This is a genomic window from Pantoea sp. ANP04 (assembly GCF_041982285.1).
GTDB lineage: Bacteria > Pseudomonadota > Gammaproteobacteria > Enterobacterales > Enterobacteriaceae > Pantoea > Pantoea eucalypti.
The window spans coordinates 206,658-219,852 of the sequence record NZ_JAUTYS010000003.1 but is presented as its reverse complement, the minus strand read 5'-3'; the positions used below and the strand labels follow the sequence as shown (position 1 = coordinate 219,852).

Below are 13,195 nucleotides of genomic sequence, written 5' to 3'. Positions count from 1 at the left end.
ATATTTAACTTTTAAGAAAGGTTATTGTGACTTTAATAACATTTGAAGTTTGCAAAATATCCAGGAGAAATGGTCATGACAATTGCGGTCATCGGCTCAAACATGGTCGATTTGATTACCTATACCAACAGCCTGCCGAAAGCGGGCGAAACCCTTGAAGCGCCTGACTTTGCGATTGGCTGCGGCGGTAAGGGCGCTAACCAGGCGGTTGCGGCGGCGAAAATGGGCGGCAGCGTGATGATGGTCAGCAAAGTTGGCGACGATCTCTTTGCGCCCAACACCGTCGCGAACCTGCAGCAGCAGGGCGTGGACACGCGATTTGTCACCACTGCACCAGGCACCTCCAGCGGTGTGGCACCGATTTTTGTCGATGACCAGTCGCAAAACCGCATTCTGATTATCAAAGGTGCCAACCAGCAGCTGAAACCGGCTGATATCGACGACGCGGCAGAGGCGCTGAAAGCCTGTGAGCTGATCATCCTGCAGCTGGAGATCCCGCTGGAGACGGTCTATTACGCCATCGATTTTGCCCGCCAGCATCAGATCAACGTGATCCTGAATCCGGCACCGGCCGTCGCTTCGCTGGATATTCACTACGCCTGCAAATGCGACTTCTTTATGCCGAACGAAACCGAACTGGAGATCCTCACCGGCCTGCCCGTCAGCACCGATGACGAGGTGATCCTGGCGGGGCAGTCGCTGCTGAAGCGCGGCCTTAAAAATCTGATCATTACTCTGGGCAGCCGGGGCTCGGTCTGGATGAGCGGCGACAAGGTGCATCGCGTGGCCGCGACGCCGGTTCAGGCGGTCGATACCAGCGGCGCAGGTGATGCCTTTATCGGCTGCTTTGCCTATCTGCTGGTGAAAACCGGCGATGTGGCCGCCGCCATGACACAGGCGTCGGCCTATGCCGCCTGCAGCGTCACCGGGCGCGGCACGCAGCGCGCTTATCCCGACGCAGAGACTTTCCAGCGTTTTCTCAACCGTAACTGAGGTTCTGCTATGCAACAGAAAATTGTTCAGCAATCTGATGGCTATCTGAATAAAACGCCGCTGTTCCAGTTCATTCTGCTGTCGTGCCTCTTCCCGCTCTGGGGCTGTGCAGCGAGTCTCAACGATATCCTGATTACCCAGTTTAAAAGTGTGTTTGCCCTGAGCGACTTCGCCAGTGCGCTGGTGCAGAGCGCCTTTTATGGCGGCTATTTTCTGATTGCGATCCCCGCCTCGCTGGTGATCCGCAAAACCAGTTACAAGATGGCGATTATGATCGGTCTGGCGCTCTACATTGCCGGCTGTATCGCCTTTTATCCTGCTTCGCACATGGCGACCTACACCATATTCCTCGCGGCGATCTTTGCGATTGCCATTGGCCTGAGTTTCCTGGAAACGGCGGCCAACACCTACAGCTCGATGATTGGTCATCGTGATCATGCGACGCTGCGCCTCAACGTCAGCCAGACCTTCTATCCGATCGGTGCGCTGATGGGGATTGTGCTGGGTAAATATCTGGTGTTCCAGGATGGCGACAGTCTGGAGAGTCAGATGGCAGCCATGACGGCAGAGCAGGCGCATGCTTTCCGCCTGACAATGCTGGAGCACACGCTGGAGCCTTACAAATATCTGGTGATGGTGCTGGTGGTCGTGATGCTGCTGTTTATGTTCACCCGCTATCCGCGCTGCAAACCAGAGAGTAATGAGACATCCCGGCCGTCACTGGGCGAGACCTTCCGCTATCTGGCGGCTAACCGTCACTTTAAACGCGGCATTGTGACCCAGTTCCTGTATGTCGGCATGCAGGTGGCGGTCTGGTCATTTACCATTCGTCTGGCGCTGACGCTGGGGGCGGCCAATGAACGTCACGCCTCTAACTTTATGATCTACAGCTTCGTCTGCTTCTTTATCGGCAAGTTCGTGGCGAACTTCCTGATGACCCGCTTCCGTGCCGAGAAAGTGCTGATCGCCTATTCGGTGCTGGGCGTGCTGACGCTGGCTTATGTGATGCTGGTGCCGAACTTTACCGCCGTCTACGCCGCCGTTTTTGTCAGCGTGCTGTTTGGGCCCTGCTGGGCAACGATCTACGCCGGTACGCTGGCGACGGTCGATAATAAATACACTGAAGTGGCAGGCGCGTTTATCGTGATGGCGATTGTTGGCGCGGCCTTTGTCCCGGCGCTGCAGGGCCTGGTGTCTGACACGCTGGGTTCAATGCAGCTGGCGTTTGGTGTCTCGCTGCTCTGCTTCGCCTGGGTCGGATTTTACTTCTACGGCGAACTGCGCCATAAAAAACAGCCGGTTGCGGCCGGTCGTCTGGTGGAGGAGTTACCATGAGAACCCGTTTACCCTTAGCGCGTGACCAGTTTCACACCACGCCCTCGCTGCTGCTGGAAAGCGATGACTTCCGGGTTGAGCTGTTTCGCTATCCGGCGGGCATCGAGGCGGTGCGGATTCACAACCGGCGCGGCAGCGTGACCGTGCTGCCATTTCTCGGACAGATGATCTGGGACGTGCAGTTCGACGATCACAACCTGACCATGGGCCACAGTTTTAAACAGCCGCTGCCCGCACATTCCATCATCGATACCTATGGCTGTTTTGCGTTTCATTCGGGGCTGCTGGCGAACGGTTGCCCCGCGCCAGAGGACGATCATCCGCTGCACGGTGAGATGGCCTGCGCCCGCATGGATAGTGCCTGGCTGGTGCTGGACGATCAGACACTGTCGCTGGAAGGGGAGTGTGAATATGTTAAAGGCTTCGGCCATCATTATGTTGCGGCACCCGCCGTTCGCATTCAGGCCGACAGGCCCCGTCTGACGATAGAGATGACGGTGACCAATCTGGCGGGTGCACCGATGCCGTTGCAATACATGTGTCACCTCAACAGCGCATGGATCGATCAGGGGCGCTTCCGGCAGTCGATCCCCGAAGGGGCATTCCAGCTGCGTCGCTCGATCCCGGCGCACCTGCGACCAACGCCCGCCTGGCGGGATTACACGGATCAACTGGCGCGCGATCCGCAGGCGTTACAGCAGCTCGATCAACCGCAGCTCTGCGATCCCGAGATCGTCTTCTTTGCGGACGATCTGCCGCAGTATGGTGATGAGGTACAGTTTGAGTTGCATGCGCCGCAGGGCTACGCGCTGATGACGCGCTTCTCTACCGCGCAGTTCCCGCACGCGACCCGCTGGCTGCTGCACAACCATGACCAGCAGGTGGCGGCCTATATTCTGCCCGCCACCTGTCGGCCAGAGGGTTTTCTTGCCGCGCAGCAGGCCGGCACGCTGATCACCCTGGCGAGCGGCGAGCAGCGTCACTTCTCTGTGGAGACCGGCCTGCTCTGAGTCGGGTTTAAATCGCCACCAGGCCGCGCACACCTTCTGCTTCCATGGTGTCGCCGCGGCCACGCTGCACAATTTCACCGCGCGACATCACCAGATAGCTGTCCGCCAGTTCTGCCGCGAAGTCATAAAACTGCTCAACCAGCAGGATCGCCATATCTCCCCGTTGCGTCAGCTGGCGGATTACCGCGCCGATCTCTTTGATCACCGAGGGCTGGATCCCTTCGGTCGGCTCATCAAGGATCAGCAGCTGTGGCCGACAGGCCAGCGCCCGGCCGATCGCCAGCTGCTGCTGCTGACCGCCCGAGAGATCGCCGCCCCGGCGTGACTTCATCGCCAGCAGCACCGGAAAGAGCTGATAAATCTCCTCCGGCACCTCACGCGCCTGCGCCGCCGGAAAGCGCGACAGGCCCATCAGCAGGTTCTCTTCGACCGTCAGACGCGGAAAGATTTCCCGTCCCTGCGGCACATAGGCGATGCCCGCCTGCACCCGCTGGTGCGGCTTGCGTCCATTCATCCGCTGCTGCTGCCACTGAATCTCGCCTGACTTCGCCGGGATCAGCCCCATCAGGCACTTCAGCAGTGTGGTTTTTCCCACGCCATTGCGGCCAAGCAGACAGGTAATTTCACCAATTTTTACCTCAAACGACAGGCCACGCAGAATGTGGCTGCCGCCATAATATTGATTCAGTTCAGTAACCTGTAACATTTTAGCGCCCCAGATAAACGTCGATAACCTGCTCACTGGCCTGAACCTCGCGCAGCGAACCCTCGGCCAGCACCTGCCCCTGATGCAGCACCGTGACATGGTCGGCGATGGTCTCGACAAAGCCCATGTCATGCTCCACCACCATCAGGGAGTGTTTGCCCGCCAGGCTGCGGAACAACTCGGCGGTGTAGGCCGTCTCTGCGTCAGTCATGCCTGCCGCCGGTTCATCCAGCAGCAGCAGATGCGGCTCCTGAACCAGCAGCATGCCAATCTCCAGAAATTGCTTCTGGCCGTGCGATAGCAGGCCCGCACGGCGCTGGCGTTCGCCACCCAGCCGCAGCAGTTTCAGCACCTCATCAATTCTGTCGCGCTGTTCGCTGCTGAGACGAGCGCGCAGGCTGGCCCAGACCGATTTATTGGCTTTAAGCGCGATCTCAAGATTCTCAAATACGGTTAATGCCTCAAACACAGTAGGCTTCTGGAACTTACGGCCAATGCCGGCGCGGGCGATCTCTACCGGCGACAGACGGGTCAGATCGCTGTCCTGGTCGTAGATCACCCGGCCGGCGTCGGGGCGGGTTTTGCCGGTGATCACATCCATCAGCGTAGTTTTGCCTGCGCCGTTGGGGCCGATCACGCAGCGCAGTTCCCCGATGCCGATCTGCAGCGAAAGATCGGTCAGCGCCCGGAAGCCGTCAAACGAGACGCTGATCTTCTCCAGTTGCAGGACGGGATCGCGCTGCGCCCGATGGCGATCCGCGAGCTGAGGCTGGGTAAACAGGGCATCACTCATTTTTTCCTCCGGCGCAGCAGGCCAATCACGCCGTGCGGCAGAAACAGTGTCACCAGGATGAACATCAGTCCCAGGAAAAACAGCCAGTATTCAGGGAAGGCGACGGTGAAGAAGCTGCGTGCGCCGTTAACAATTGCTGCGCCCAGCAGCGGGCCAATCAGCGTACCGCGTCCACCCAGCGCCACCCAGATCGCGGCTTCTATTGAGTTGGCTGGTGACATCTCTCCCGGATTGATAATGCCGACCTGCGGCACATAGAGCGCCCCGGCAAGACCGCACAGCACGGCGGAGAGCGTCCAGACTAATAGCTTGAAGCCGCGCGGATCGTAACCACAAAACATCAGACGGTTTTCGGCATCCCGCACCGCGGTCAGTACCCGGCCAAACTTGCTGCGCGCCAGGGTGAAGCCAATCACCAGGCTCAGCAGCAGCAGCAGTACCGTGGCGATAAATAGCCCGATGCGGGTTCCGGTCGCCGTCACCGAAAAGCCGAGCAGGGTAGTAAAGCCGGTGAAGCCGTTGTTGCCGCCAAATCCGGTTTCATTACGGAAGAACAGCAGCATACCGGCGTAGGTCAGCGCCTGGGTCATGATGGAGAAGTAGACGCCTTTGATCTTTGAGCGAAAGGCGAAGAAGCCAAACAGCAGCGCCAGCAGGCCCGGCACCAGCATGCTCAGGCAGAGCGCCCAGGCGAAGTATTCGGTGCCGGTCCAGAACCAGGGCAGCTCTCGCCAGGAGAGAAAGGACATAAAGGCGGGCAAGCCTTCGCCTGCGGCCTGGCGCATCAGGTACATGCCCATGGCATAACCGCCGAGGGCAAAGAACAGCCCGTGGCCCAGCGACAGCAGTCCGGCGTAACCCCACACCAGATCCAGCGCCACGGCGACCACCGCATAGCAGAGGATTTTGCCGACCAGCGTCAGGGTATAAGTGGAGATCGCCAGCGGATGGGCGGCGGGCAGCAGCGCCAGAAACGGCATCACCAGTAACGCCAGAGTGATCGCCACGCCGATGCTGATCGCCAGGCGCGGCGCGGTGCGCGCCATGCGAAGTGTGATGGGTTGCGTCATCAGTCAGTCACCCTTCCTTTAACCGCAAACAGTCCCTGCGGACGTTTCTGAATAAACAGCACGATAATCACCAGAATCAGGATCTTACCCAGCACCGCGCCAATCTGCGGCTCCAGCACTTTGTTCAGAATGCCCAGGCTGAACGCGGCAACCACGGTGCCTGCCAGCTGGCCGACGCCACCCAGCACCACCACCAGGAACGAGTCAATGATATAGCCCTGACCCAGCTCCGGTCCGACGTTACCAAGCTGCGACAGCGCCACGCCTCCCAACCCGGCAATGCCCGAACCAAGGCCAAACGCCAGCATATCGACGCGACCCGTTGGCACGCCGCAGCACTCCGCCATGGCGCGGTTCTGGGTCACGGCGCGCACGTTCATGCCAAGGCGGGTCCGGTTCAGCAGCAGCCAGGTGAGCGCCAGCACAAACACCACAAACAGGATCACCGCGATGCGGTTCCACGGCAGCACCAGGTTGGGCAGCAGCTGCAGGCCACCTGAGAGCCACGACGGATTCGCCACTTCCAGGTTTTGCGCCCCGAACAGCACCCGTACCAGCTGGATCAGCATCAGGCTGATTCCCCAGGTAGCGAGCAGCGTCTCAAGCGGACGGCCATAGAGATGGCGGATGATGGTGCGTTCCAGCGCCATGCCGATGGCGGCGGTGACCATAAAGGCGACCGGCAACGCCAGCAGTGGATACCAGGCTAAATAGTCCGGTGCAAACTGCTGAAACAGGCTCTGCACCCACCAGGTGGCGTACGCGCCGAGCATCAGCATTTCACCGTGCGCCATGTTGATCACCCCCAGCAGCCCGTAGGTGATCGCCAGGCCCAGCGCGGCCAGCAGCAGGATGGAGCCCAGCGACAGGCCGCTGAAGGCCTGCCCCAGCAGATCGCCCCACATTAGCCGTTTCTGAATCTGTTGCAGGCTTTCGGCCGCTGCCGCCCGTACCGTGACATCTGGCTCATTCGCGGGCTGGGTCAGGCGTTGCAGGCTGGCCTGCGTATTGGGATCGCTGGACTCACCCAGCAGTTTCACCGCCCGCAGGCGCACCATCGGTTCGCCATCCGCCAGTTGCAGATTCGCCAGTGCCAGCGCTAATGCAGCATGTACCCGGCTGTCCTGTTCAGCGGCCAGCCGCTGTTCCAGCAGCGGCAACTGGTCTGCGGCACCCTCATTTTGCAGCTGCTGCGCTGCGCGCAGACGCAGGGCCGCATCACTGCTCACCAGCTGGTGCGCAGCCAGCGCGTTGTTTACCAGCACGCGCAGGCGATTGTTCATAAACAGCTTTTTCAGGTTACCCGTGGGCTGTGCCACCGCATCCAGCGGCTGCAGCGTCGATCCCTGCTGGCTGAATGGCTGTTTGTTCTGGTCGATGACCACGGTTTCTGCTTTTAACGCTTCCAGCAGCGGCAGACGCTGACTGTCCGGCGCGGCAGCCCATTGTTGCAGCAGCGTGGCCTGCTGGCTGCGGCTGGCGGCGGCAAAGTCAGCCGCCGGTCCGGCGCTGGCAAACAGCGGCAGCAACAGAAGCAGGCTGAAAAAACAGCGACATAGATTCATAAAAGGAGCCTCGTTTGGGGAGGTCAGCACGGCAGTCGAATGACCACTGCCGTGCTGCCGCTTTACAGCGGGTGACGCTTTCTTATCAGCAACGAAAATTACTGCGCAGTCTTCACCGGGTAATCGGGCTTCTTGTCGTTACCGGCAATGTACGGGCTCCAGGGCTGGGCACGCACGGGTTTATCGGTCTGCCACACCACGCTGAACTGGCCGTTCTCTTCCACTTCACCAATCATGACGGGCTTATGCAGATGGTGGTTGGTCTGGTCCATGGTCAGGGTAAAGCCATCCGGCGCTTTAAAGGTCTGACCGGCCATTGCCGCCCGCACTTTGTCCGGGTCCGTCGTGCCCGCTTTTTCCACCGCCTGCGCCCACATATGGATGCCGACATAAGTCGCTTCCATCGGGTCGTTGGTCACCACGGTGGCGGCGTTCGGCAGGTTATGTGCTTTGGCGTAAGCGCGGTAATCGGCAACAAATTTCGCGTTGGTCGGATTATCGATCGACTCGAAATAGTTCCAGGCCGCTAACTGACCCACCAGCGGTTTGGTGTCGATGCCGCGGAGCTCTTCCTCTCCCACTGAGAAGGCGACCACCGGAATGTCAGTGGCTTTGATGCCCTGGTTAGCCAGCTCTTTGTAGAACGGCACATTGGAGTCGCCGTTGATGGTGGAGACCACCGCCGTTTTACCGCCTGCCGCGAATTTTTTAATGTTGGAGACAATGGTCTGATAGTCGCTGTAACCAAACGGCGTGTAGACCTCTTCGATATCTTTATCTGCCACGCCTTTGCTGTGCAGGAAGGCACGCAGGATCTTGTTGGTGGTGCGCGGATAGACGTAGTCGGTGCCCAGCAGGAAGAAGCGTTTTGCACTGCCGCCATCTTCGCTCATCAGGTATTCCACTGCCGGAATCGCCTGCTGGTTAGGCGCCGCGCCGGTGTAGAAGACGTTAGGTGACATCTCTTCCCCTTCATACTGCACCGGATAGAAGAGCAGGCCGTTCAGCTCTTCAAACACCGGCAGCACCGATTTGCGTGATACCGAGGTCCAGCAGCCAAACACCACCGCCGCTTTATCCTGAGTCAGCAACTGCCGCGCTTTCTCGGCAAACAGCGGCCAGTTAGAGGCGGGATCGACCACCACCGGCTCCAGCTTTTTCCCCAGCACGCCCCCTTTGGCGTTGATCTCATCAATGGTCATCAGCGCCACATCTTTCAGCGGCGTTTCAGAGATCGCCATGGTGCCGGAGAGCGAATGCATGATCCCCACTTTGATGGTGTCAGCCGCCTGCGCACTCCAGGCGAAACCCATACTGACAACGGTAGCGGAGAGGGCGAAAGCCTTGATCAACGAACGTCTTTTCATCATTTAAACCCCTGAGTGGTTGTTATGTTATTCGGTGAGCTGGAGCCGGGCCTGCTGGAGGCGGTGCAGTGTGATCTTCCTGACTTCCGCCTTACTGACAGCGATGTGATCGGTCAGGATGCGTTGCGCCTCGCCTGTCTGCTGCGCAAAAATCGCCTGTAAAATCTGAGCATGTTCCTGATAAGTCGCACAGATGCGATCATCGCGGGTGAAGTCGAGCCGACGGATGATGCGGATCTTCTCGGTGAGTTCGGCGTGTATGCGCGCCATCTCCGGGTTACCCGCGGCCGCGACCAGCGCCATGTGAAACGCTTCGTCATGCTGCGACACCACCAGACCTTCGGTGAGCGCCTCCGCTTCACACCAGAACTGGTTGAGTTCGTGTAACAGCGCGGCACACTGAGGCGCGGGCAGGGCGCAGAGGCGTTTTACCGCCTCGCACTCCAGCACGGTGCGCAGGTCATACAGCGATTCGAACCAGGCAAAATCGAAGTTTTTGATCTGCCAGCCGCTGCGGAACCAGACTTCGACAAAGCCTTCGCGCTCCAGCCGGAATAGCGCCTGGCGAACCGGCGTGCGGCTGACCGCCATCCGGCCGGCGATTTCGCTTTCGCTGAAGCGATCACCCGGCATCAGGCGAAAGGCGAAAATATCGGCCTTCAGCGCCTGATAGACCCGTTCGGCCAGCGCTTCAGGGCGCGCTTTAGGGGATTGAGGTTGGGTTGTCATCGGCGCTCCTTATTCCAGCCACAGCAGGGTATCGCCAGGGCTGACCGGGCGGCCCGCCTGGCAGGCGATCCGCGTCACCCGACCGGCCTGCGGCGCGACTATCGCCAGCTCCATCTTCATCGCCTCGACGATAATCAGCGTCTGTCCGGCGCTGACCTCGTCGCCCGGCTGCACCAGCACTTTCCAGATGTTGCCATTGAGGTCGGCCTGCACCGCGAGTCCGCCTTCATCCACTTCACCCACGCTGTCAGGCACTTCATCTGCCGCCGGTGCGTTCTGTTCTTCCTGCGCCCATAACTGCACTTCCTGTTCAAAGGCGGTCGCCTGGCGCTGACGGAAGTCCGCAATCTCAGCGGCATGGTCGGCGAGGAACTGCTGGTGCGCGGCAAAATCAAACTGCGTCTCTTCGATGCGCAGGCTGGCGCGGCCTTCACGGAAATCTTCGCGCAGCTGGTTGAGCTCGGTTTCACTCACCGGATAGAAGCGCACCTGATCGAAGAAGCGCAGCAGCCACGGCGCATCGGCTGTGAACTGCGGATTCTTCAGGAAGGTGTTCCAGATGGGCAGCGTGCGGCCTACCAGCTGATAGCCGCCGGGCGAATCCATGCCGTAGATGCACATGTACATGCCGCCAATGCCGACCGTGCCTTCGGCGGTAAAGGTACGTGCCGGACTGTATTTGGAACTCAGCAGGCGATGGCGCGGATCGATCGGCACGGCGCAGGGCGCGCCGAGGTAAACATCGCCCAGCCCCAGCACCAGATAGCTGCCGTTGAACAGGGTGTCGCGCACCTCATCGCGGCTGCTTAAGCCATTAATGCGCTGGATAAAGTCCACGTTGTTGGGCAGCCAGGGCGCACTGGCACGCACCGTCTCCTGATAGCGGCTGACCGCACCCAGCGTGGCGCTGTCTTCAAACGCCATCGGCATCCACACCACGCGCGACGGGACTTTCAGCGTGCTGACATCGCCCAGCGTCGCTTCCAGCGCCAGCAGCAGCGACATCAGGGCGGACTGTGAAATAATGCGGCTGTCGTAGCGTACCTGCAGTGAGCGCACGCCTGGCGATAGCTCCTCAACGCCTGGCTCCGCCTGCGCCGTCAGCGCATTCATCAGCAGGTGCACGCGCAGACGCAGCGCCAGATCCAGCACGTTGTCGCCATACTCAATCAACACATATTTGTCGCCGGCCTGACGATAGACCACTTTCGGCGTGCTGCCGGTGGCCTCGATGGCGGACAGAATCGTGGCGGAGCCGTGGGCGGTTTCAGCCAGCGACGGCACGGCAAAGGTCGGGGGATGATCCGGCCGCAGGGTATCGATCAGGTGCATCTGCGCTTTTTCCCGCGCCAGTGCATCGTCTGCGGTAATCGGGTGGAAGCGGATGGTGTCGCCCGGTTTGACCTGGCCCACTTTCCACAGCTCGGCTTTGGCGATGGTCACCGGACAGACGAAGCCGCCCAGGCTCGGGCCGTCGTGTGTCAGGATCACCGGGAAGTCGCCGGTGAAATTGACCGCGCCGATGGCATATTCACAGTCGTGAACGTTGGAGGGATGCAGGCCTGCTTCGCCACCGTTGGCGCGGGTCCAGGTTGGTTTCGGACCCACCAGCCGTACGCCGAGGCGGTTGGAGTTGTAGTGCACCTGCCAGTCGCTGGCAAAGAATTCGTCGATGGCGGCCTGGGTGAAGAAGTCCGGTGCGCCGTGCGGGCCATAAAGCACGCCGATGCGCCATTCGCTGCCGTAGTGGGGAATCAGCGTCGCATCAAGCGGCTGCGGATCGCTGACCGGGGCCGGTGTAGTGCAGGCTGCCCGTTCAGGCCGGGAGATTGCCAGCATATCGGCCACCCGCAGGGTGCGTCCGGCGTGACCGCCAAACTGGCCCAGTGAAAAGGTGCTGCGGCTGCCCAGATATTCCGGCACGTCGAAGCCGTTGCGCACCGCCAGATAGCTGCGGCAGCCCTGCCGGGCGCGTCCCAGTGCCAGGGTCTGTCCCGCTTTCACCGCCAGCGGCTGCCAGGCGCTGACCGGTTCGCCATCAAGCCGGGCGTCGCAGTCCGCGCCGGTCAGCGCCAGAATGGCATCACAGTGGAAACGCAGCGTCGGCCCCTGCAGGGTAAACTCCAGGCCTGCTGCTGCCTCGTGGTTACCCACGATTCGGTTTGCCAGACGGAACGCGAAATCATCCATCGGGCCGGAAGGCGGCACGCCGATATCCCAGTAGCCGAGGCGGCCGGGATAGTCCTGCACCGAACTGAAGGTGCCGGGTTGCAGCACTTCCACCACGGAGGCGGCAGGCACAACGCTGTCGAGATAGCGCGTCCAGACGTTGCCGCTGCGAAACGCGTCGCTGCGGGTGATCTGGCGCAGATAGTCGAGGTTGGTGGCGATGCCATGCAGCTGAGTCGCATCCAGCGCATGATGAAGTTTTTCCAGTGCCGCCTCGCGCGTGTCGGCATGCACAATCAGCTTGGCGATCATCGGGTCGTAGAAGCTGGAGACCTCGCTGCCGGTTTCGATGCCGCTGTCGACCCGCACGCCGTCAGGAAAGGTGACACCGGTTAACAGGCCGGGGCTGGGCTGAAAGTTCTTCAGCGGATCTTCCGCGTAGAGCCGCACTTCAATCGCTGCGCCCTGCGGCGCCTGCTGCAGACGTGACCAGTCCACTGCATCGCCCGCCGCCACCTGCAACATGCACTCCACAAGATCGAGGCCGGTGACGCATTCGGTGACCGGATGCTCCACCTGCAGGCGGGTGTTCACTTCAAGAAAGTAAAAGGCCTGCTGGCTGACGTCGTAGATATACTCCACGGTGCCTGCGCTGCGGTAGTTGACCTGCTCGCCAAGCCGCACCGCCGAGGCGAGCAGGGCGTCACGCGTGGCCTGCGACAGGCCGGGCGCCGGTGTCTCTTCCACCACCTTCTGGTTGCGGCGCTGCAGTGAGCAGTCGCGTTCGCCCAGCGCCACCACGTTGCCTTTGCCGTCTCCAAAAATCTGAACTTCAACGTGGCGGGCGCGATCGATACAGCGTTCCAGAAATACGCCTGCATCACTGAAAAACTGCTCACCAAGACGGCGCACGCTCTCCCAGGCGCTGGCGAGCGCATCGGCGTCGGCGCAGCGCGTCAGGCCAATGCCGCCGCCGCCCGCCGTGCTTTTCAGCATCACCGGATAGCCAATCTTATCAGCTGCCTGCATTGCCTCTTCCAGCGAGGCGAGCAGGGGTGTGCCGGGCGTCATCGGCACACCCGCGCTGGCGGCCAGTTCACGAGCGCGGTGCTTCAGGCCGAACTCACCAATCTGCTGCGCGGTGGGGCCGACAAAGGCGATACCTGCCGCATTGCAGGCGTCGGCAAACGCCTGGCTTTCAGAAAGAAATCCGTAGCCGGGCCAGATAGCCTGCGCGCCGCTCTGCTGCGCTGCTGCCAGAATTTTGTCGATGCGCAGATAGCTGTCGCTGGCCTTCTCGCCGCCCAGGGCGATGGCGATATCCGCCTGCTTAACGTGCTGCGCATTACGGTCAGCGTCTGAATAGACCGCGACGCTTTTCACGCCGAGGCGCTTCAGGGTCCGAATGGCGCGGCAGGCAATTTCGCCGCGGTTGGCAATCAGTACGGTAGTGAACAT

10 protein-coding genes are annotated in these 13,195 nt (G+C 60.6%); 3 read left to right on the top strand and 7 right to left on the bottom strand.

The features are described 5' to 3' along the window. Window positions 1-75 precede the first annotated feature (75 nt). Genes rbsK through Q7C21_RS05785 form a run of 3 tightly spaced genes read left to right on the top strand, consistent with a single transcriptional unit; the run spans window position 76 to window position 3,338 of the window. Window positions 76-993 (top strand): ribokinase, encoded by a 918-nt coding sequence (rbsK, locus tag Q7C21_RS05795; protein ID WP_003854889.1) that lies wholly within the window; start codon window positions 76-78, stop codon window positions 991-993. 9 nt (window positions 994-1,002) lie between these two features. Next, window positions 1,003-2,328: an L-fucose:H+ symporter permease gene (gene fucP, locus Q7C21_RS05790; protein ID WP_375150495.1), complete on the top strand. Its 1,326-nt coding sequence runs from the start codon at window positions 1,003-1,005 to the stop codon at window positions 2,326-2,328. After that, window positions 2,325-3,338, top strand: a complete 1,014-nt coding sequence (locus Q7C21_RS05785; RefSeq protein ID WP_375150494.1) for an aldose 1-epimerase family protein — start codon at window positions 2,325-2,327, stop codon at window positions 3,336-3,338. Before fucP ends, Q7C21_RS05785 begins: the two co-directional genes overlap by 4 nt. 7 nt (window positions 3,339-3,345) lie before the next feature. On the opposite strand, the gene urtE is transcribed toward Q7C21_RS05785, so the two are convergent. The 7 genes from urtE to uca all read right to left on the bottom strand — a co-directional run bounded on the left by urtE (window position 3,346) and on the right by uca (window position 13,195). Further along, on the bottom strand, window positions 3,346-4,044 hold the full coding sequence (gene urtE / locus Q7C21_RS05780) for an urea ABC transporter ATP-binding subunit UrtE (RefSeq protein WP_375150493.1): 699 nt from the start codon (window positions 4,042-4,044) through the stop codon (window positions 3,346-3,348). A 1-nt stretch (window position 4,045) separates the two neighbouring features. Beyond that, window positions 4,046-4,837: an urea ABC transporter ATP-binding protein UrtD gene (gene urtD / locus Q7C21_RS05775; protein ID WP_008925538.1), complete on the bottom strand. Its 792-nt coding sequence runs from the start codon at window positions 4,835-4,837 to the stop codon at window positions 4,046-4,048. Beyond that, the gene (urtC, locus tag Q7C21_RS05770; protein WP_008925539.1) at window positions 4,834-5,907 is read right to left on the bottom strand and encodes an urea ABC transporter permease subunit UrtC; all 1,074 of its coding nucleotides are present in this window, start codon (window positions 5,905-5,907) and stop codon (window positions 4,834-4,836) included. Before urtC ends, urtD begins: the two co-directional genes overlap by 4 nt. Next, window positions 5,907-7,472: an urea ABC transporter permease subunit UrtB gene (gene urtB, locus Q7C21_RS05765; RefSeq protein ID WP_008925540.1), complete on the bottom strand. Its 1,566-nt coding sequence runs from the start codon at window positions 7,470-7,472 to the stop codon at window positions 5,907-5,909. The genes urtC and urtB overlap by 1 nt, the downstream gene beginning before the upstream one ends. 98 nt (window positions 7,473-7,570) lie before the next feature. Continuing rightward, on the bottom strand, window positions 7,571-8,839 hold the full coding sequence (urtA, locus tag Q7C21_RS05760) for an urea ABC transporter substrate-binding protein (protein ID WP_033763257.1): 1,269 nt from the start codon (window positions 8,837-8,839) through the stop codon (window positions 7,571-7,573). 27 nt (window positions 8,840-8,866) lie between these two features. Further along, the gene (locus Q7C21_RS05755; protein ID WP_039658820.1) at window positions 8,867-9,568 is read right to left on the bottom strand and encodes a GntR family transcriptional regulator; all 702 of its coding nucleotides are present in this window, start codon (window positions 9,566-9,568) and stop codon (window positions 8,867-8,869) included. A gap of 9 nt (window positions 9,569-9,577) precedes the next feature. Further along, complete coding sequence (uca, locus tag Q7C21_RS05750; protein WP_078804762.1) at window positions 9,578-13,195, bottom strand: urea carboxylase; 3,618 nt, start codon at window positions 13,193-13,195, stop codon at window positions 9,578-9,580.

What these genes read in the sequence shown, in the direction of transcription:
- rbsK (WP_003854889.1), top strand. Translation starts at nt 76, where the DNA reads ATGACAATTGCGGTCATCGGCTCAAACATGGTCGATTTGATTACCTAT.
- fucP (WP_375150495.1), top strand. Translation starts at nt 1,003, where the DNA reads ATGCAACAGAAAATTGTTCAGCAATCTGATGGCTATCTGAATAAAACG.
- Q7C21_RS05785 (WP_375150494.1), top strand. Translation starts at nt 2,325, where the DNA reads ATGAGAACCCGTTTACCCTTAGCGCGTGACCAGTTTCACACCACGCCC.
- urtE (WP_375150493.1), bottom strand. Translation starts at nt 4,044, where the DNA reads ATGTTACAGGTTACTGAACTGAATCAATATTATGGCGGCAGCCACATT.
- urtD (WP_008925538.1), bottom strand. Translation starts at nt 4,837, where the DNA reads ATGAGTGATGCCCTGTTTACCCAGCCTCAGCTCGCGGATCGCCATCGG.
- urtC (WP_008925539.1), bottom strand. Translation starts at nt 5,907, where the DNA reads ATGACGCAACCCATCACACTTCGCATGGCGCGCACCGCGCCGCGCCTG.
- urtB (WP_008925540.1), bottom strand. Translation starts at nt 7,472, where the DNA reads ATGAATCTATGTCGCTGTTTTTTCAGCCTGCTTCTGTTGCTGCCGCTG.
- urtA (WP_033763257.1), bottom strand. Translation starts at nt 8,839, where the DNA reads ATGAAAAGACGTTCGTTGATCAAGGCTTTCGCCCTCTCCGCTACCGTT.
- Q7C21_RS05755 (WP_039658820.1), bottom strand. Translation starts at nt 9,568, where the DNA reads ATGACAACCCAACCTCAATCCCCTAAAGCGCGCCCTGAAGCGCTGGCC.
- uca (WP_078804762.1), bottom strand. Translation starts at nt 13,195, where the DNA reads ATGTTCACTACCGTACTGATTGCCAACCGCGGCGAAATTGCCTGCCGC.